The 20,530-nt window shown below is 34.0% G+C and carries 16 protein-coding genes and 1 pseudogene; 2 read left to right on the top strand and 15 right to left on the bottom strand.

Annotation, left to right across the window (positions count from 1 at the left end):
- Positions 1–174 precede the first annotated feature (174 nt).
- Positions 175–945, top strand: coding sequence for an AraC family transcriptional regulator (locus LC076_RS09275; protein ID WP_226667938.1), 771 nt, complete (start codon positions 175–177; stop codon positions 943–945).
- Between the two features lie 82 nt (positions 946–1,027).
- Positions 1,028–1,231 (top strand): TMEM199/VMA12 family vacuolar ATPase assembly factor, encoded by a 204-nt coding sequence (locus tag LC076_RS09270; RefSeq protein ID WP_226667936.1) that lies wholly within the window; start codon positions 1,028–1,030, stop codon positions 1,229–1,231.
- Positions 1,232–1,531: 300 nt separating this feature from the next.
- Here the strand turns inward: LC076_RS09270 and LC076_RS09265 are convergent, their stop codons facing one another.
- The 15 genes and pseudogenes from LC076_RS09265 to LC076_RS09195 form a co-directional block, all read right to left on the bottom strand.
- The gene (locus LC076_RS09265; RefSeq protein ID WP_226667934.1) at positions 1,532–1,789 is read right to left on the bottom strand and encodes a DUF6171 family protein; all 258 of its coding nucleotides are present in this window, start codon (positions 1,787–1,789) and stop codon (positions 1,532–1,534) included.
- Between the two features lie 123 nt (positions 1,790–1,912).
- A complete protein-coding gene (locus LC076_RS09260) occupies positions 1,913–3,397 on the bottom strand; it encodes an alpha-N-arabinofuranosidase (RefSeq protein ID WP_226667933.1) in 1,485 nt (494 codons plus the stop codon).
- A gap of 161 nt (positions 3,398–3,558) precedes the next feature.
- Entirely contained in the window at positions 3,559–5,043 is a 1,485-nt protein-coding gene (araA, locus tag LC076_RS09255) for an L-arabinose isomerase (protein WP_226667931.1), read from the bottom strand.
- Positions 5,044–5,067: 24 nt separating this feature from the next.
- The gene (gene araD, locus LC076_RS09250) at positions 5,068–5,781 is read right to left on the bottom strand and encodes an L-ribulose-5-phosphate 4-epimerase (protein ID WP_226667929.1); all 714 of its coding nucleotides are present in this window, start codon (positions 5,779–5,781) and stop codon (positions 5,068–5,070) included.
- Between the two features lie 23 nt (positions 5,782–5,804).
- Complete coding sequence (araB, locus tag LC076_RS09245; protein WP_226667927.1) at positions 5,805–7,514, bottom strand: ribulokinase; 1,710 nt, start codon at positions 7,512–7,514, stop codon at positions 5,805–5,807.
- A gap of 295 nt (positions 7,515–7,809) precedes the next feature.
- The gene (locus tag LC076_RS09240; protein ID WP_226667925.1) at positions 7,810–9,123 is read right to left on the bottom strand and encodes an arabinan endo-1,5-alpha-L-arabinosidase; all 1,314 of its coding nucleotides are present in this window, start codon (positions 9,121–9,123) and stop codon (positions 7,810–7,812) included.
- A gap of 10 nt (positions 9,124–9,133) precedes the next feature.
- Positions 9,134–10,615, bottom strand: a complete 1,482-nt coding sequence (locus tag LC076_RS09235; protein ID WP_226667924.1) for an arabinan endo-1,5-alpha-L-arabinosidase — start codon at positions 10,613–10,615, stop codon at positions 9,134–9,136.
- A 251-nt stretch (positions 10,616–10,866) separates the two neighbouring features.
- On the bottom strand, positions 10,867–11,826 hold the full coding sequence (locus LC076_RS09230; RefSeq protein ID WP_226667922.1) for a family 43 glycosylhydrolase: 960 nt from the start codon (positions 11,824–11,826) through the stop codon (positions 10,867–10,869).
- 62 nt (positions 11,827–11,888) lie between these two features.
- Positions 11,889–13,390: pseudogene (locus LC076_RS09225) on the bottom strand (alpha-N-arabinofuranosidase).
- A 367-nt stretch (positions 13,391–13,757) separates the two neighbouring features.
- Positions 13,758–14,609 (bottom strand): carbohydrate ABC transporter permease, encoded by an 852-nt coding sequence (locus LC076_RS09220; RefSeq protein ID WP_226668536.1) that lies wholly within the window; start codon positions 14,607–14,609, stop codon positions 13,758–13,760.
- 69 nt (positions 14,610–14,678) lie between these two features.
- Entirely contained in the window at positions 14,679–15,572 is an 894-nt protein-coding gene (locus LC076_RS09215) for a carbohydrate ABC transporter permease (protein ID WP_226667921.1), read from the bottom strand.
- A gap of 286 nt (positions 15,573–15,858) precedes the next feature.
- Positions 15,859–17,175 (bottom strand): ABC transporter substrate-binding protein, encoded by a 1,317-nt coding sequence (locus tag LC076_RS09210; protein ID WP_413465969.1) that lies wholly within the window; start codon positions 17,173–17,175, stop codon positions 15,859–15,861.
- A 659-nt stretch (positions 17,176–17,834) separates the two neighbouring features.
- Positions 17,835–18,527, bottom strand: a complete 693-nt coding sequence (locus tag LC076_RS09205; protein ID WP_226667917.1) for a YesL family protein — start codon at positions 18,525–18,527, stop codon at positions 17,835–17,837.
- A gap of 45 nt (positions 18,528–18,572) precedes the next feature.
- Complete coding sequence (locus tag LC076_RS09200; RefSeq protein ID WP_226667912.1) at positions 18,573–19,274, bottom strand: HAD family hydrolase; 702 nt, start codon at positions 19,272–19,274, stop codon at positions 18,573–18,575.
- Positions 19,267–20,481: a sn-glycerol-1-phosphate dehydrogenase gene (locus LC076_RS09195; RefSeq protein WP_226667911.1), complete on the bottom strand. Its 1,215-nt coding sequence runs from the start codon at positions 20,479–20,481 to the stop codon at positions 19,267–19,269. Before LC076_RS09195 ends, LC076_RS09200 begins: the two co-directional genes overlap by 8 nt.
- Positions 20,482–20,530 lie beyond the last annotated feature (49 nt).

Genomic DNA, 20,530 nt, shown 5'->3' with positions numbered 1-20,530 from the left:
CAACAATGAATAAGACTAGAGCCCATTTTTATTGTTATTACCAGGTATTAACCGAATTTATTCAGTTATATCTTATTTACCTTAAGCTTAAACAATAAATCACTATTTGCAAATAAATGATATAATTAAAACATCTACTATCTTCCTATTTTCTTCAAAAGGAGTTATTAATAAATGATAAATATTGTACTATGTAGTTTCTCCTATCATACAAAAAACTTTCATTCAGTAGATAAATCTGGATTTGATGATTATTTATTTCGATTACAAACTGAAGGCACCTGCCAAATCATTGTTAATAATAAAAAACACTCAATTGAAAAAGGAGATCTCCTTCTTCTTAAACCACAGGAACACTATGAACTTAAAATAACAGAAGGACAAAATAGTGGTGACTACTTTATCTTTTGTAACGGAAAGTGGATCGAACAATGGTGGAATCGTTCTAATAAACCAACAATTTCACGAATTAATATAGATGAAAAAATTCTAAATTTGTGGCGTTATCTAATTATTGAAGAACAACGACCTTCTACTGAACAAAATCACGAGCTTAACAAATATTTAATGAAATCCATGTGTTTGTTATTGGAAAGGTCTGTTAATGAAACAAACTTTTATTTCAATCGTCCACCTGCTGTGACTAGAATGATGCGCTTTATTGAAGAAAATGCATTAACCTCCCTAAGAATTGAGGAAATTTCGCAGCATGTTGAATTAAGTGTTTCACGAGCTTCCTTTTTATTCAAGAATAGTGTTGGAAAAACAATGATCGAATATGCACAAGAAATTCGCCTATCTTCTGCGATCGACCAAATGAAATATACATCAAAATCACTTGAACAAATTGCTGAGAATTGTGGCTTTGGAAGTTACCCTTACTTTCATAAAGTATTTAAGAAAACATATGGATTAGCACCTGGCATGTATCGGCGAAAAGAATAAGCTGTTACAAGCAAAAGTCAAAAAATAACGTTTTTTATGTTATTATAAAGACAAAAAGATTGAAGAAATAAGGATGTGCCAAATGAATAAACGAATGACAACGATTATAATGACAATGATTTTTGTTGCGATTCTTTCACTATGGATTTTAGCTAAAGATCACTCAGCTGTACCGCTTCATTTTCGTATTTTAATAGCAATTGGTGGTTCACTATTATCAGGAGTATTAGCGTATTTTCTATCAATTGAGAAAAATGATGCAGAAAAGTCGAAGTCGAATAAATAAACTTAAATGTCCGATAAAAAAAGCAATCCTTTATAATAAAGGCTCTTTTCTCAAAGATTGTTTCTAATTACCCTAATATTGCAGTTTAATCATTGTTCTTATTGCATAATAAGCACTATTCTACTAAGAAAAGATGCCATCATACTTGATAAAGTGCTGTTTACTTGGAGTTGTTAAAAGCAGCAAAGTTTGCGAAAACAGCCATAATACAACAAATAGCTCCAATCTCGTTCCAAGAGATGGAGCTATTCTACTTTTATGAAAGATATTCTTAAAAACTATAGCTAGTAATACATACATTTACCACCTAGAACCGTGTGGACTTGGACAATGTTTATGTGTGAATTTTGCACGATACTCAACAAGGCATCCACTATGTGAGCATGTGGTGCCATAAACAATTGATGAACATGTTTTACATGCACTCATACGTTTCTCAAAAACTTCTTTAGAAACTAATTGATTTTCGGATACCTTGTTTTTAGAGAGGATTCGATCAACTTCTTGTTTCTTTAAGATGACATTTCTTGTACACCCTTTACAGATATTTGTTGTCATTAGATCCTCCCTATCTTTTGTTTTTATGATATTTTCTCTAAATGTAGTTGATATTAAATCCCTTCTATTGCGCCCCACTATAATGGTTTCTAAAGTAAGAATTCTTAGGACACCAACGGATTTTTAAATCGTTAGTAATACAACTGACATTGGTGGTAATGTTACTACTAGTTGATCATTTTCAATCTTAAATTCTGTAAATTCAGTTGTTGTAACTAAGTCAGGTTGTTCAAATGAATTGTGTGCATCAATTGTATCAGCTGTAAGGATGGTACCAGTAATACCTGAAATCTCTTCCTTCAATCCACGAAGCTGAAGTGTGATTGTTGATGATTCTTTATGGTCAATATTATATAAACTAATATTAACTTTTCCTTCTTTATCTTTAGACGCTGAAACAGATACTTGTTCAACTTCCTGATCATTGTATTTGTATGTTCCTACAGTTGCATCAACAGAAAGTAATGTTGCATCTTGGTGTACCTTATACATATCAAAAACATGATATGTTGGAGTTAAAATCATTTTATCTCCTTCAGTTAACACCATTGCTTGAAGAACATTTACCGTTTGTGCGATATTGGTCATTTGTACACGATCACAATGCTTATGGAAAATATGGAAGTGAACAGCAGCAACTAATGCATCACGTATTGTATTTTGCTGATAAAGGAATCCAGGATTTGTTCCAGGCTCTACATCAAACCATGTACCCCACTCATCAATAATCATACCTACACGCTTTTCTGGATCATATTTGTCCATAATTGTACCGTGCTTTGTAATCAATTCATCCATATGTAAAGCTTTCTGCATTGTAATGAACCATTCATCTTCAGGGAAATTGGTTGCAGATCCTTTACCTAACCAGAAGTCACCAGGAATTGTATAATAATGAAGACTTAAACCATCCATTAGGTTACCTGCTTCACGCATTAATACTTCAGTCCAATTATAGTCATCTACATTTGCACCACCAGCAATTTTGTAAAGCTTGTTGTCGCCATAATTTCTGACATATGTTTGATAACGACGATATAAATCTGCATAATATTCAGGTCGCATATTTCCACCACAACCCCAGTTTTCGTTACCAACACCAAAATATTTAAGGTTCCAAGGTTTCTGTCTACCATTTTCTTGGCGCCAGTTTGCCATTGGTGATTCACCATCAAATGTCATATATTCAACCCACTCAGACATTTCTTGTACAGTCCCACTACCTACGTTTCCACAAATATAAGGCTCAGTATTTAACAAATCGCATAGTAGCATAAATTCGTGTGTACCAAAATGGTTGTTTTCCACAACTCCACCCCAATGAGTGTTAACCATACGTTTACGTTCGCTTCTTGGACCGATTCCATCCTTCCAGTGATATTCATCAGCAAAACAACCACCAGGCCAACGAAGCACAGGTATATTAATTTGTTTTAATGCTGCTAATACATCATTTCTAATTCCTTTAGTATTTGGAATCGGTGAATCTTCTCCAACCCAAATTCCTTCGTAAATACAACGACCTAAATGTTCTGCAAAATGTCCATATATATTACGATTAATTGTTCCCTTGTTTATATCAGTATTAATTACAACTGTGTTTGTCATCTTTTAACCCTACTTTCACTTTTTAATTTGGTTATTATAGTAAAGTCTGTTGCTCCTATTAAACTAAAAGCAGCAATTTTGTAAAAAGAAGCCTATAGTTAAAAAACGAGGTAACCCATCAAATTGAAGTATGATCGTTATCCTCGTTTTCACAATAAATATTATTTAAACACTACGTCATTCCAACGTAATTCGTTTTTGAAAGCATGTTTATTTGTATCATTATTAATAAGAACACATTCTATTCCTACTAGTTCAGACCAGTCTCTTAGCTGATCAACTGTTACTTTATATGAATACACTGTATGATGAGCTCCACCAGCAACAATCCAGTTTTCTGCACCTTCACTTAATGATGGTTGTGGAGTCCAAAGAACTCTAGCAACAGGTAGATTTGGCAGATCAATCTCAGGTTGAATTGCATCAACTTCATTTACGACAAGACGGAAACGATGTCCAAGGTCAATGATTGAAGCATTTAATGCTGAACCACCTTTTCCATCAAAAATCATACGTGCTGGATCTTCTTTTCCACCAATACCTAATGGATATACAGCAATTTTTGGTTTTGTAGCTGCTATTGTTGGGCAAATTTCAAGCATATGAGATCCTAATACTAATTCATTACCAGGCTCAAAGTGGTACGTATAATCTTCCATGAATGAAGTATCTTCATTATTTGCAATGATTTTCAGAATACGAAGCAGTGCTGCTGTTTTCCAATCACCTTCACCAGCAAATCCGTATCCTTGTGCCATTAAACGTTGAACAGCAAGACCTGGTAACTGCTTCATACCATGTAAATCTTCAAAAGTTGTTGTGAATGCTGTGTATCCGCCTTCTTCTAAAAATGCTTTCATACCTAATTCAATTCTTGCTTGATAGCGAATTGATTCACGTACTGGACCATCTTCTTGACCTTCAGCAACAATGTCATATTCACGAGCATACTCTTCCATTAAAGAATCTACTTCTTGTTCTGAAATGTCATTCATGCGTTGAACTAAATCACCAACACCATAACCATTCACAGTCCAACCTAGTTTAATTTGTGCTTCAACTTTATCACCTTCAGTTACAGCTACTCTACGCATGTTATCACCAAAACGGGCAACTTTTAAGTGCTGTCCTTCAGAGAATGCTGCAGCTGTTCTCATCCAGCTACCAATCGTATTTCTTACTTCACTATTCTCCCAATGTCCTACAACAACTTTTCTTTTCACATTAAGTCTAGTAGCCATAAAGCCAAACTCACGATCACCATGAGCAGATTGATTTGTGTTCATAAAGTCCATATCAATACTATCCCAAGGAATATCACGATTAAATTGTGTATGAAGGTGTAGCATTGGTTTTTGTAATGATGATAATCCAGCAATCCACATTTTTGCAGGTGAAAATGTATGCATCCAAGTAATGATACCCGCACAATTTTCATCAGCATTTGCTTCTAAGCATAATTTACGAATTGAATCTGCTTCCTTTAGCACGGATTTAAATACAAGCTTATAAGTAAGCGTTGGATCCTGGTCAAGACCTTCTGTAATCACTTTTGAATTTGCTTCAACTTCTCTTACTGTTTCTTCTCCGTATAGATCTTGACTTCCTGTTACGAACCAGAATTCATATGGTTTTGCTGTTAACATTTTGATTTCCCCCTAGTCAGATAATTACTGTTTCACTTCTTTAGATTTTTGACCATAATAAGCATTTGCTCCATGCTTGCGTAAATAATGTTTATCTAATAAAAATTGATCAATTGAATTTACATCTGGATTTAACTGATACGTATGCAAAGCCATTTTAGCTACTTCTTCTAACACTACTGCATTATGCACTGCTTGATTTGCGTTCTTTCCCCAACAGAAGGGTGCATGACCTGACACCAAAACTCCAGGAACAGCCACAGGATCTATTTCAGCTTTTTCAAACGTTTCAATAATGACATTACCTGTTTCTAATTCATATCCACTAGTAATTTCATCCTCAGTTAGTGTTCTTGTGCAAGGAATTTCTCCATAATAATAATCTGCATGTGTTGTGCCTAAAGCAGGAATAGAACGTCCTGCTTGTGCCCAGCTTGTCGCCCACGGTGAATGTGTATGAACAACACCACCTATTGTAGGAAAAGCCTTGTAAAGCGCTAAATGTGTTGACGTATCTGAGGATGGACGTAAGTCTCCTTCAACAATTTCGCCTTCAAGATTTATAACAACTAAATCTTCGAGCTTTAATTCCTCATATGGAACTCCACTAGGTTTAATAACGACAAGTCCTTGTTCACGATCAATGCCACTTACGTTTCCCCATGTAAACGTCACCATATTGTATTTTGGCAATAGAAGATTTGCATCAAGAACTTGCTTCTTTAATGATTCAAGCATAATCATCTCTCCTCTTATTAACATCACTTGGCTTTATTAAGTGACTTCTGTTCTTGTTTTAAGTTGTTAGTTTGTTTAATTTTCTTTAGGTTTTTCATTACACTATTTTCGCCATTACCAAAGTAGTCATATAGCCTTGAATACTCATTGTATAGCTGCTCATATACTTTTGAGTTATCTTGAATAGGTTGGTATTTATAATCTTTTAATCTAGCCATTTTCTGTGCAGCAACTTTAATGTCATCATAACCACCGCGCTCCTTACCAGCAGCAACAGCTCCAAACATCGCTGAACCTAGAGCTGGTGTTTGTGAGGTAGCTGATATGCGGATATCCATGTTTATTACATCTGAGTAAATTTGCATCATAAGATCATTTTTCTCTGCAATACCACCACATGCATACACTTCATTTATTGGCACTCCACTATTTCTAAATGCTTCAATAATTTTACGTGTACCATATGCAGTTGCTTCAATCAATGCACGATAAATTTCCTCAGGCTTAGTTAATAACGTAGCACCTAGTAGTACACCTGTTAGATCTGCATCATTAAGTGTTGAACGATTGCCGTTCCACCAATCCAGTGCTAGTAAACCGCTTTCACCAACATCAAGTTTTGCTGCTTTATCTGTTAACAATTGATGTATTCCTATTCCTTTTTCTTTTGCTTCTGCATGGTAGCTTGCTGGAAGACAGTTTTCAGTAAACCATTCAAAATGATCACCAACACAAGATTGACCAGCTTCATAACCCATTAATCCTGGAATAACACCATCTTCAACAACTCCACAAATACCTGGTACAAGCTTTTCTTCATCACCTAGTAAAATATGGCATGTAGATGTTCCCATAATCATTAATAGTTTACCTGGTTCGGTTATCCCAACTGCTGGTAATGCAACATGAGCATCTACATTTGCAATAGCTACTGCTGTTCCTGGATTCAAGCCAACTAATTCCGCAGCACGTTTTGTTAATTCACCAGCTTTTGAACCAATCGGAAATATATCATATGAAAGCTTCTCTTCAACTATATTTTCCAAACGAGGATCTAATGCTTTAAAAAATTCCTTTGAAGGATATCCTTCTTTTTTATGCCACATTGCTTTATAACCTGCTGTACAACTATTTCGTTTTAGTTCACCTGTTAGCTGATATATAACCCAATCAGTTGCTTCAACAAATGAATCTGCTGCTTTGTATATTTCAGGTGCTTCATTTAAAACTTGCCATAGCTTAGGAAATAGAGATTCCGAGGAAATTTTCCCTCCAAATCTTTTTAAGAACTTTTCTCCTCTTGCTACTGCTATTTCATTTAATCTATTTGCTTCTTTTTGTGCAGCATGATGTTTCCAAAGCTTTACATAACTATGTGGATGATTCTTAAATTCTTTTAATTGACATAATGGCGTACCATATTTATTTATTGGCAAAACCGTACAAGCTGTGAAATCTACTCCAATACCAATTACATCATTTGCTGAAACATTAGCTTGTTTTAAAACATCAGGGATGGTAGTTACTAATACTTCAATATAATCTGTTGGATGTTGCAAAGCCCAATCACTTTCTAACTTTGTACACCCATAAGGTAAAAACTCATCCATTACTCCATGTGTATAGGGTTTAACAGCTGTTGCAATTATTCTCCCTGTACCTACTTCAACTAGTACTGCTCTACCCGATTGTGTACCATAGTCAACACCAACTGAATACTTAGTTATCTTCATCCCCCCAAATCATCGACCCTTAGAAAAACTTTTCTATGTTTCATATTTTAGATATTCATGAGTTTAACATTTTATACGTACAAGTTATTAATTCTAGCTCCTTACTTTCGCTAAAAAAACAGAAATACTAGAAACTTAGAGTACATTACAACTTATACGTATGACCTTAAATAAATTTTAGCACTTGTTAGATAAATTTCAATACAAATTTTAAATATTTTCGTAATTTTAATGAAAAATCTACTAATTTCCTCTAAAAACAGCAATAACTCATCCTTACAAGTTATAAAAACAATTACTCTTTCATTTTTTTTCCTATAAGAACATTTCCTTCTTTGTCTTTTCCTGTAAAAACCAATGTAGAATTCCATCTACTCCAGTCCCAAGCTGGTAGCACATATAAAGTAAATTTTTTTTCCTCTAAACTAAGCTCAAACTGATTATGATCTTTACAAACCCAATGTCCATTATGAATATCATCTACTTTTCCTTCTGACAAAAGATGAATTGGTTTAGAAGCAAGTTGATGATTGTCGTTCCGATCCATTTCTATCACTTCCCATAAGCCTACTAATTGACTAGGGTTAATCTTTTGTTCCTTTTCACCAGCATAACGCTCAGGTGAAATAAGTGGCCATCCATCATTTGTCCAGACAATTTTACGAATATGTAAAGCATGATGTTTCTTTGTTTTCTCACCTCTAGCATGATGACAAACAAAATAATCGTCTCCATCTTTTAATACGGAATTATGTCCAGGACCTATCCAACCCTCAGCTTCTCCAAATTTATAGCCACCAAGTATTTTCAACCCTGTATCATTTGGAGAAATCTCTATATCTGTCATATCATTTCCATTGTAATCTAGATAAGGTCCTTCAATACGATCAGCACATGCAACCCGGATATTGTAATCTCTAAATAAAGAGTCATAGGAAACAAACAGATAGTACTTTTTAAATTCTGGATGATACACGATATATGGACCTTCTACTGCGGCTTCAACACTATGATGTCTTTTTGATATTAAGATTCCATCATTTTGTTCTATTAATTTTCCAGTGGAGGGATCTACTTTTGCAACAAATATCCCACCAAAAAAAGATCCATATACCATCCAAGGATTCCCTTCTTCATCAAAAGTAATATTGGGATCAATGGCATTTGGAATACTTTCACCATGCTTAGTTTTAATAACCTCCCCCTTATCTATCCACGGACCTTCAATATTATTACTTGTTGCAACCCCGATAAATGACTGATTTTTTCCAAATTGAGAAGCTGCATAATATAAATAATAGGTTTCACCATATTTTGTTACATCAGGAGCCCATAATCCTTTTGCACCTGTCCACTCATGTGCTTCTGTTGGAATTTGCTCAAACGCATGTCCAACCCACTCCCAATGAATTAAGTCTTTAGATTTTCTTACTTGAATTCCACCTGTTGGTTCGCCACCAACCTTGGCATCAGTTGAGAATACATAATAAGTGTCACCATCTTTATACAGAGCAGGATCATGAACATTGTGAATTGTCCATGATGATTCATCATCTGCTATTGCTTGGTCATATAAATCATACTTAACTGGCGCTTTTGGAAACATCATTTCTTTTCCCTCACTTTCCAATCTCATTTGATATTTTCTTACCCCATACTGCTGTACCTTCTTCATTTAATCCAGTGAATACCAAAGTAGGTTTCCAATTTTCCCAATCCCATTGAGGAAGAACAGTTACAGTATCAATCCAATAATTGTCAGGCGCTTCGGTATCATACCAATATAATTTAAGGGTATTAGTACTAGATAATTCCCAATAATCCTTACCATCTTTTTCATTTATCTTTCCATCTTCAAATAATGTTAGATCACTAGAAGTAGCCATCGCATCATCAATACGACTTAAAGTTAGATACTCCCATTCTCCAACAATATTCTTTTCAGTTAATTCTTCTGTCGACTTTTCAGGAATACCTGCATACCGTTCTGGTGAAACAACTGGCCAGCCATCTTCTGTCCAGATTATTTCTCTTACATGAAGATGTGACCAATATAAATCCTCTCCAGCTCTTGCATTATGAGTGATATAATATTTGTCACCATCCTGAATTAAGCCATTATGACCTGTACCTAACCAACCAGTATCATTATTAAATGAATATGAACCTACAATTTTTGTCCCTGTGTCGAATGATCCTTCTGTAAGATCAACCATATTTTTGTCATTATAATCTAAATAAGGTCCTTCAATATTCGCTGATCGGGCAACACGAACATTATAGGTATCTTCAAGCCAACCGTACGAAAGTGTTAAATAATACATTTCCGTATCATCGTTATACATGATCGCTGGTCCTTCGATTTCATAATCATTGTTTTTACGCTGAGCGATTAAAGTACCCTCTTCTTCGGGTGATTTTAATTTTCCAGTGCTTTTATCAAGCTCGACAATAAAAATTCCACCAAAATACGATCCATAAGTCATCCACGGATTTCCCTCTTTATCAATGATGATTCCTGGATCAATGGCATTAACTGTCTTTTTATCTTCTTCCTGCGTTTTCACTACTGCACCTTGGTCCTCCCAAGGCCCTTCAATGGAAGTACTTGTCGCTAGCCCTATATAGGAATTTCTAGTGCCAAAACCAGAGACAGAATAATAAAGATAAAAAGTTCCATTCATTTCAATAACATCTGGTGCCCAAAAGGTGTTACCACCTTTAGTCCACTCAGCAGCCTCCATTGATACAGAATTAAACACTCTGCCGACAAATGACCAATTTACCATATCTTTTGATTTTCTTATTTGGATACCTGGACTCGGTGTACCTGCCACCATATAATCAGTTGAAAAAGTGTAATACCAATCATCAACCTTTATAATTTCAGCATCATGAGTATTATTTGTTGTCCATTCTGACTCTGAGTTTATAATATCGGGATTAATTTTTTCATTAAGAGTTTTTGGTGGAGGAGATGGATATTGACTTTCATTTAGCGCAACGCCATTTTGATTACTGCTTGTCAGAAAAAGAGTTAATCCGCCAAAAATTAAAATAGAGATCGTAACAATAATTGATATAACTACTTTTCTTCTCAACATATTGAACACCTTCCTTTGCTATTCTGTTAGCTTCCTAGTAGTTAGAATGCGTGACAATAGAGAGAGTTTTTCTTATCAATCTATTGAAAGTAATTATGTTTAAATTATGAAATGACACTGTCGTAAAAAACATGATCATACCTTTCTTCCTTTCGAGGTAACTCTAAATTAAGCAAATATTTTGTAGCTTAATAGAAATTTAATCGAATAAAAAAGGCTGACTATATATCAGCCTTTTTTCCAACTCATTATTTGCTATCTGGAACAGGAATTCCAAAGTTCGGTGTACCATCTTCGTTCCACTCTAAAACTTGAACACGTGTGTGTCTGTTAGGATCATATAGTGGATCACCTTCAATTTCTTTATAGTTTCTAGCATGGTAAACAAGGATATCCTGTGACCCATCTTCAGAAACTGTAAAACTATTGTGACCAGGACCATATTGACCAGTTTCTTCATTTGTTACAAATACTGGTTCAGGCGTTTTATGCCATGAAGCTGGATCTAATAGATTACTATTTTCATCTGCAGTTAAATAGCCCATGCAATAGTTAAAATCTGTTGCACTTGCTGAAAACGATATGAAGATTTTACCGTTTCGTTTTAAAACAGCTGCTCCTTCGTTAACTAAGAACCCAATCTTCTCCCAGTCATATTCAGGTGTTGTAATACATACTTGTTCACCTTTTAATGTCCATGGATTCTCCATTTCTGAGATATATAAATTAGAATTACCAAAGATTTCAGGATCTTTCTGAGCCCATACTAAATATCGAACTCCATTATGCTCAAAAGAAGTTGCATCTAGTGCAAAGGATTCCCACTTTGTGATAATTTGACCTTTCTCAATAAACTCACCTTCTAATGGATTTTCTGATGAGTTTTCAAGAACAAACATACGATGATCAAACAAGCCATCTTTTGTTTCAGATGTTCTTGCAGCAGCAAAATAGATATACCATTTACCATCAATAAAATGAATTTCTGGTGCCCATATATTCGCACTCATCTTCCCGCTTTCATGTTTTACCCAAACGGTTTTCGTTTCAGCGTTTGTTAATCCTTGAATTGTTTCAGAACGACGAAGTTCGATTCTATCATATGCAGGTACAGAACCAGTGAAATAATAAAACCCATCAGTATGTTTATAGATCCAAGGATCTGCTCGTTGTTCGATTAGTGGATTATTAACTTTAAATTCTGCCATGTTAGACAACTCCTATATTATAATTTTGGATATTTCCATATTTTTTTACTAGAATCTGATTTTCATAAACTTGTTTCACATTGAAGACGGATCATATTCCATGACATTTTAGGAAGCGTTATTTCTAGCTGTTCACCCGCTTCGCTTGAGATGTCATACTTTTTCGGTTTAACGTTTTCTGGTGAGTCAAAATTATTAGTTGCATAAAGATCAGGTCCATCCATAACAAGATGATCAATGATTTTAACTGAACCAAATGAACGGAATTGAGCATCTAGTAAAAGATCATCATTTTCTGAACAATTTAAAGCAAAGATACTTAATGTATTATCTTCGGGGTTATATGTTGTCGATGATTGAACGACTGGAATTTCACCATGTTTATTCGTATCCATTTTTGGTGCTTCAACTAACGTATTTGCACCTCACCTCTTCCATAATTAGAAACTTGGAAGAAAGGATAGAAGATGGTTTGTTTAAAAGCTGGCCCACCTTTTTGAGTGAAAATAGGTGCAATAACATTTACTAATTGTGCTAGTGACGCCATTTTCACTCGATCAACGTGTTGCAATAATGTACACATCAACCCTCCAAAAACAAGTGCATCTAATAATGAGTAATTATCTTCAAGAATGGGTGGAGCAATCTCCCAATCTTTTAATTCTACCTTTTTCTGATACCAAACATTCCATTCATCAAATGAAATGTACATCTTCTTTTTACTTCTATTTTTCGCCTGTACATAATCTGCTGTACTTGCAATTGTTTTAATGAAATTGTCCATATCAGCAAATGATCCCAAGAAATCATTAACATTCCCAAGATTCTCGTAATATCTATGACATGAAATATAATCAACATGTTCATATAAGTGTTCTAATACAACGCGATCCCATTCTGGAAATGTTGGCATTTCTGCAGATGAACTACCACAAGCAACTAATTTAATCGTTGGATCTACCCATTTCATAATTTTTGCTGCTTCTCTTGCTTTTTTTCCATAATCTTCTGCACTTAATTGACCGATTTGCCAGGGACCATCCATTTCATTACCCAGACACCACACCTTTACATTATGTGGGTCTTTGTGGCCGTTTTTGATACGTAAATCACTCCAATATGTATTACCTGGATGATTACAATATTCAACTAAATTCCCAGCTTCCTTCGGAGTTCCAGTACCTAGATTAACAGCTAACATCGGTTCGATATTGGACTTATTGGCCCACTTCATAAACTCGTCTATTCCTACTTCATTTGGTTCTGTTGTACGCCATGCAAGATCAAGTCTTGTTGGTCTTTTATCTATTGGTCCAATTCCATCCGTCCAATCATAGCCTGATAGGAAATTACCTCCAGGATAGCGAACAATCGGAACATTTAATTCTTTTACTAATTCCATTACATCTTTACGAAATCCATCTTCATCAGCTAGTGGATGATCAGGTTCATAAATACCTGTATAAACAGCACGCCCCAAATGTTCAATAAATGACCCGAATAAGTTTGGATCTACCTCTCCTACTTTGTAGTTTTTATCAGCAAAATAAGTAACACGCTTCATTTATTTAACCTCCCTTGCTTTTATAAGGCTATTTTCGTAAACTTTGTTGCTTTTAGTAATTTGAAGTAAACAGGACTGTAAATAATCTAGTGGCATCTTTTCTTCTTGGATATCGTACTTTTTATGCAATAAAACACTGTTTTTAACAGATACTAAGATCATTTAGCAACAATCTTTCAGAAAAGAGCCTTTTATAAAGGAAAAGTGGCCATTACATGGTGACTAGCTAGCCTAATCTAAATCTAAATCAAGTTAAAGTAGATTAGGCTAGCTAGTTCATTCCATTTAGCCACTATAGTAGAAATATTGGAGTTCTATAACTTTCTAGAATACTAGAGTTTATTTATGCTCCATAATTTAAGCTTAGTTATCCTTTAACACCAGAAATTGCAACAGATTCGATAATCTGTTTTTGGAAGAAAATAAAGACAATTAACATAGGTAATAAAGAAACAACTGATGCTGCCATAATTAATGGATAATCACTTTGTATTGCATAAGTAGAGTTAAAGTTTGCAATAACAAGCTGTAATGTTTGTTTCTCAGGTGAGTTTAAATAAAGAATAGGACCTAGATAATCATTCCAAATTGTCATAAACCATAAAATTAGCTGTGCAGCAACTGCTGGACGAACTAATGGGAATATGATTTTATAGAAGATTTTAAAATAAGAGCAACCATCAATCTTTGCTGCCTCAATAATTGAATTTGGAACACTTGTTAAATATTGTCTTAAGAAAAACACCATGATGATATTCCCAAATAACCCTGGAACGATAAGCGGTAAAAGAGTATCTACCCAGCCAATTTGTGAAAAGATGATAAATTGCGGGATCATAACAACCGGATATGGAATCATCATCGCAGTCAATAATAGTAGGAAAATTGCATTTTTAAACGGAAAATTCATTTTACCAAATGCAAATGCTGCTAAACTAGATGTGAACGTACCAATAACAGTAACGGACACAGCTACAATTAAACTATTTATTATACCTTGTAACAAAGGACCTTTTTCCCAAATTTCTACATATTTGACAAAATTAAAGGATTCCGGGATCCATACAGGTGGTAGTGCATACACTTCTTCAATTTCTTTAAATGAAGTTGCCACCATCCACAAAAGAGGTGCGACCATGAAAATTGCTCCAACTGATAACAAGCAGAAAACAATGATATTCGTTATTCTTGTTGTTTTCTTTTCAGATTGATATTTCATTTTAGGCTCCGGTTTTTTATCTAATACAGTATCCATCATTTCCACTCCCTTTTACTCTGACTGACATGATTAATCAAGTTCATAAGATGATTTTTCATTAACCTTAAATTGTATATAGGTAACAAGGAAAATACCAATACCTAAAACAACTGCCATTGCAGAGCCATAACCCATTTCAAAGTTACCAAATGCTTTTTGCCAAATATAGAAAACAACCGTTGCAGATGAATACTCTGGACCACCAGTTGGTGTCATTACGTTAATTTCAGTGAAAATTTGCGCTCCACCAATGATTGATGTAACAACAATAAAGAAAGTTACTGGTTTCACCATCGGTAATGTGATGTTTTTAAACATTTGGAACCCATTAGCTCCATCTAATTTTGCTGCTTCATAGTACGTTTTTGGTACACTCTGTAATGCAGCTAAATATAAAAGCATGCTATATCCTAAGCCTTTCCAGACTGTCATAAGAATTAAAGCTGGCTTTACAGTGTGCTTATTCATTAACCAACTTGGTCCATCTATTCCAAAAATCGCTAAAAATTGGTTAACTAAACCATAATCACCATTGTAAGCCCACTGCCAAAGGATTGAGATAGCAGCAATTGAAGAAATGACTGGTACATAGTATAAAACTCGGAAAACTTGAGTTCCAAAGATCGCTCTGTTTAATCCTAAAGCTAATAATAGAGCTAATATTAATCCTAATGGAATACCAAGCATCATGAAGACCGTATTGTAAAGAGCTTTATGGAAAGATTCATCGGTTAGTAGAAAAACATAATTTTGTAACCCAATAAAGTCCATTTGCCCTAAACCATTCCAACTTGTAAATGAACCATAAACTGAATAAATAGTTGGCGCTAAAATAAATACTAAGTAGCCTAATATTGGCAATGCTACGAACATATATGCATTTCTTCGCTCACTTTTATAAAGTTTTGACGTTTTGTTTTTCATATTTTTCTCCCCATTTCTTTTAAAAGGGCTTTAACCTTAATCTACTATCAGAGAGTTAGTAAAAAGTGCAAGCGCCTTGATTTACCTAGGAAAAATAAGGCAATTTGGAACAGAAGGCTCACCTTGCCTTCAATTCCAAATTGCCTTATGACCTAGGAAATGTTTTCCTTCGAAGGCACTGGAGCTGTAGACACTGAATTTAAGTACATATTTCTATTCTTCCAATACTTTAAGATAAATGGTGCTAGAATATTGCCCCAGCACCATATTATCTATGTTTGTTAAATTAGTTTTTAGCTTTTTCTTCTTGTTCAATTGCTTTATCAAGAAGTTTTTGCATTTTTGGTTGTGCTTCTTTTACATATTCTTCAGCTGTTTTCTTACCATCAATTACTGGTTGGATATTCTTGAAGAACTCATCATACCACTCACCTGTATAAGTGAAGTTTGTTGGTAAATCACGACCATATGTTTCAATAATTTGTAAGAATTCTTCTTTATTTGCAGGCTTAATTGAATCATCTGCAGCCCACTCAGCAGCAACATCTGTATTATTTGGTAATTGAACTTGTTGATCTACTAATGCTTGTTGTCCTTCTTCATCTGCAGATAAGTATAATGCTAGTTCAGCAGCTAATTCAGCATGCTTCGTTTTTTCAGATACACCAATTCCTAAAGAACCGATCCAAGCTTTTGTTTCTCCTGTAGAACCAACAGGCCAAGGTAATAAATCATATTCGAATTTCAAATCTTTGTATGCTCCCATATCCCAAGGACCTACTGGGAAGAAACCGATTTGACCTTGCATCCATCTTTGGTACGTATCAAGAGTTTGACCTTCTGCAACTGATGGTGTTACTTTATGAACATTTTGTAAATCTGCAAAATATTGTAATGCTTCAGCAAATTTAGGATCATCAACTGTAACTTTTGTATTTGTTTCATCTAACCAATCTGCTCCATTACTCCATACAAATGGTTGTAATGACCAGTTAACATTAAGTCCAGTACCCCATTGATCTATTTTGCCATCGCCATCTTTATCCTTTGTTAACTTTTTGTTAACTTCTAAGAATTCTTCTAGCGTATAAGGCTTGTCTGGATCTGGAAGAGGAATTCCAGCTTCTTCAAACATTGTTTTGTTATATCCGAAAGCGAAAGGCCCTAGATCTTTAGGTAAACCGTAGATTGCACCTTGACCAGCAACTTCACCATCATAACGATATTTATTAATACCAGTTTCCCAAACCTTAGTTAAATCTACACCTTCAGCATTTTCAACTAATTCTGTAATATCCTTTAAAACTCCAGCGTTTACATAAGCTTTTAAATTACCAGGATTATAGAAGAAAACATCAGGAACACTGTTTCCAGCAATTGCAGCTTGTAGTTTCGTATCATATTGATCACCAGCTGTTACTACTGTTTTTACTTTAACATTCGGATTAGCTTCTTCGAATTTCTTAACTACGTTTTTATAAGCTGTTTGTTCTTGAGGCTGACCACTAAACATGAAAGTTAAATTTACTTTACCACCACTATCGCCGCCAGAACCTTCACTGCTACAAGCTCCTAAAACTCCTCCTACAACGACTACTAACATCGAGATTAACAAAAACCTACTTAGTTTATTTTTAGACTTCTTAAACAACTTAATCCCCCCTAAAGCTATTTTAATATAAAAGTAGACTTACAGAACAAAGGTGGCTTAATCTTTTTTATTAGTTTGAATATTTTATCTTTGTTATGTAAGCGCTTCTTTAACTATATATTATTACACCTGTTCGTACATGTCAACGAGTTTTTATAAAAAATTTGTATTATTTTGTTTTTTATTGCTTTATAGGTACGTACGTGTCTTTATTCACCTTAAAAATCCCATGATATCAACCTTTCTATATTCTTTGTAACTTTATTTTACATAATATTGAGCAGTTGGAGAAACTTATAAACGTATTTACTAGTAATTTCCATCATTTGTTCTACAAATTTACATTAAATTTCCAAGTGGAATTAATTAGTATAATTCTTTATTCTTACTATTTTTTCTGCTCTTCTTGATTCTAACTCTATTTGTCCGAACAAGATAGTTAAAATAAAGGTTATATTTTACATAAAATCTTATGTTTAAAATATAATAAGTAAAATCACGAGAATACGATTTAATTCAAAGGAAGGCGACATAAAGAAAGATACAAACTAATAAAAATTCAGGTATAAAAAAAGCCAGAGTTTCTATAATAGAAACTCTGACCCACTTGTTTACTTTTCTTGCATTTCTTGTACCTTACTAAATTTTTTATTAAATGTGTAATAAGATAGGAATGCGATAGTCGATCCTGTGAAAAATGGAAGTAAAAAAGTATAGCTCGTCAGACTAAGGTATAAAATAAACAAGTTGATCATCGCTATCACCAAGCTATTTAAGGGTTTTATCAATGTAAAGCTTAGTGCATTTCTTAACGCTGACTTAAAGCTTACTGAAAAATTAACATTAATCGAAAATAGATTTGTTGTATATATAAATAGGAATATTAGCATAAATATAAGAATAATACTTACAATTAAGTTCAGTTGAAAAAAGTAATAAATATCTAATACACATATTATCCATATTGGAACAAGTAAAGCACCACTAGCTATGCTTCTTTTATAATTTTCTCGATAATATCCCCAGAATGTGCGGATGATAGATAAATCACGTTCTCCTAATATCCACTTCCTAGCCACAGCATACATAGCTGTCGTTGCTGGGAAAAAGAAAAAAGGTGCCAAAAGTGCAATAATAAACCAAGTGGTCACAATAACTGCCACCTGATTGGTTAAAGCTAAAGATATGACAAGAACACTTATTGGTAAATTAAATGCTACCCAAAGTAAATTTAAAACAGCAAATCGCGCAAACCATTCTAATACACGATTTATGCCTTCAAATACGCTAAAATTCTGCTGCATATAAACCGAACCCCTCAATTAACTTCTATAAAAATTTTTGTTCGTCTATACCATGAAATTTTTATACTCTACAATTTCTTTAATAGGTGAGTGATTTGTTTCCGGGTCTCTATTTCTATGATTGAACCACACGGTTTTCCAACCAGCTTCAATGGGAGAAATTACGTCATTTTCCCAGTTATCACCAATATAACAGCATTGGTTTGAGTTAACTTCTACTTGCTTTTGAACATAATGAAAAATCCTTTTGTCTGGTTTAGCTATCCCAATACTATCAGAAATAAATATTTTATCTCTAGATATTAACCGATGTAGCTGCAGTGCTTTTATTTTTTTATATTGATGCTCTACAGGACCATTTGTAATAATTCCAACCATTTTTTTGTATTGATGCAAATTTATTATTAATGACTCTACATCTGAGAAGGGTTTTATAGAATTCTGTTGTTTTTCATATGATGCTTGTATCATTTTAGCTTTCTCAAGAGATAGATCAACATTATAATCATTGCATGCCATTATAAGTCTTTTTGTTCTTAACTCATCTAAATCTATTTTTCCATTCGTATATGTTTTCCAGAGCAAATCGCTATAAAAACGTACCTTCTTAAATAAAGGTTCAATTAATGAAGGTTCTATTGTTAAATTTTCAGACTCTAGAGCTAAGCTGAAAGGTTTGAGTTGATCATATAATGTATCATCAAGATCAAAAAACACAGCCTTTACATCTTCTAACTCTTTATACATATTGATGTTCACCTATATGCTCGTTCCAAAATTTCAACAATGTATAGCGATTTCTTAATTCATGGGCTTTATTTAAACTGTCTTGAACAAGTGCTGGCTCTATTCCTAAATCATAAGGAGTAACAGAACCTTCTAACATCGATAACATATTTGCAATTTCTTTCGGTTTAGGTAACAATTCTAAAATTGTGATGATTTCATGCTGTTTATCAAAAATTGCCTTTGCTTCAGCTGTAGAGAAATTCTTTAATTGTTCTTTGTTACCTATTAGATCTAGCACATTGTTTTTATAAAGATCTAGAATAATTTGAGAAGAAACCCCCACCTTAGCTCCATGAAGGACCTGTGATTTATTCTCTTTTATAAAATCCATTTCCCAAAAATGTGATAAATGATGTTCACCACCAGATGCAGGCGAAGAATAACCAACAAGAAGCATTGCCAAACCAGATTGTATAAGAGACTCTATTAATACCTTTATGCCTTCTTTGTCACCGTTTTCAATTTGCTTTACAGCATTCACGCAATTATTTAGTGCTTCTTTAGTAAGTTGTGCGGACAAAGAACAATATGGTTCTTTTGCTATGAGGTGTGAAAACTTCCAATCTGCTAAAGATGTGTATTTTCCAATCATATCCCCAAAACCAGCAGCGATCATTTCTTTAGGTGCCTTTTGCAAAACATTGATATCTGCAAAAACTGCGATTGGAGAATGCATTTGATAAGTTGTTTTTACACCTTTAATGACAACAGGAGCTCCCATGGAATTAAATCCATCAACTGAAGGGGCTGTTGGTATTGAAATAAACGGTTTAGCCATCTTATAGCTAGCAAATCTAGCAATATCATGAATTGTACCTGCACCTACAGCAATAATACTATCAGCATTTTGTGGTATACCTAACATAGCCTCAATTAAAGCCTCTTCATCAGCAATAACATCTCCTTGATTGTTAGCACTAATAATGGTAATACTATAATCTATTTTTTCATCACTTAATATCTCAGTAACTCTTTTGCCTGCTACTTCAAATGTATTTTGATCTGCTATTATGACTACTTTTTCAAACTGGCTTTTTTCTATATATTTTACTGCTTTAATTAATGCATCATCACTTATAACAATTTCATCTATTAAAATATCATTATGATGGTTTCCACATGTGCATTTGTTTGCTAAGTTAGTAAGCTCATTTAAAGAAATCAAACAACTTCCTCCTCACTGATACATATAAGCACTTTTAATATGAAATAAA

Source organism: Metabacillus litoralis, from assembly GCF_020524045.1.
Lineage (GTDB): Bacteria > Bacillota > Bacilli > Bacillales > Bacillaceae > Metabacillus > Metabacillus litoralis_C.
Note: the sequence above shows the minus strand (reverse complement) of the source record. Positions and strands in the feature narration are given on the sequence as shown.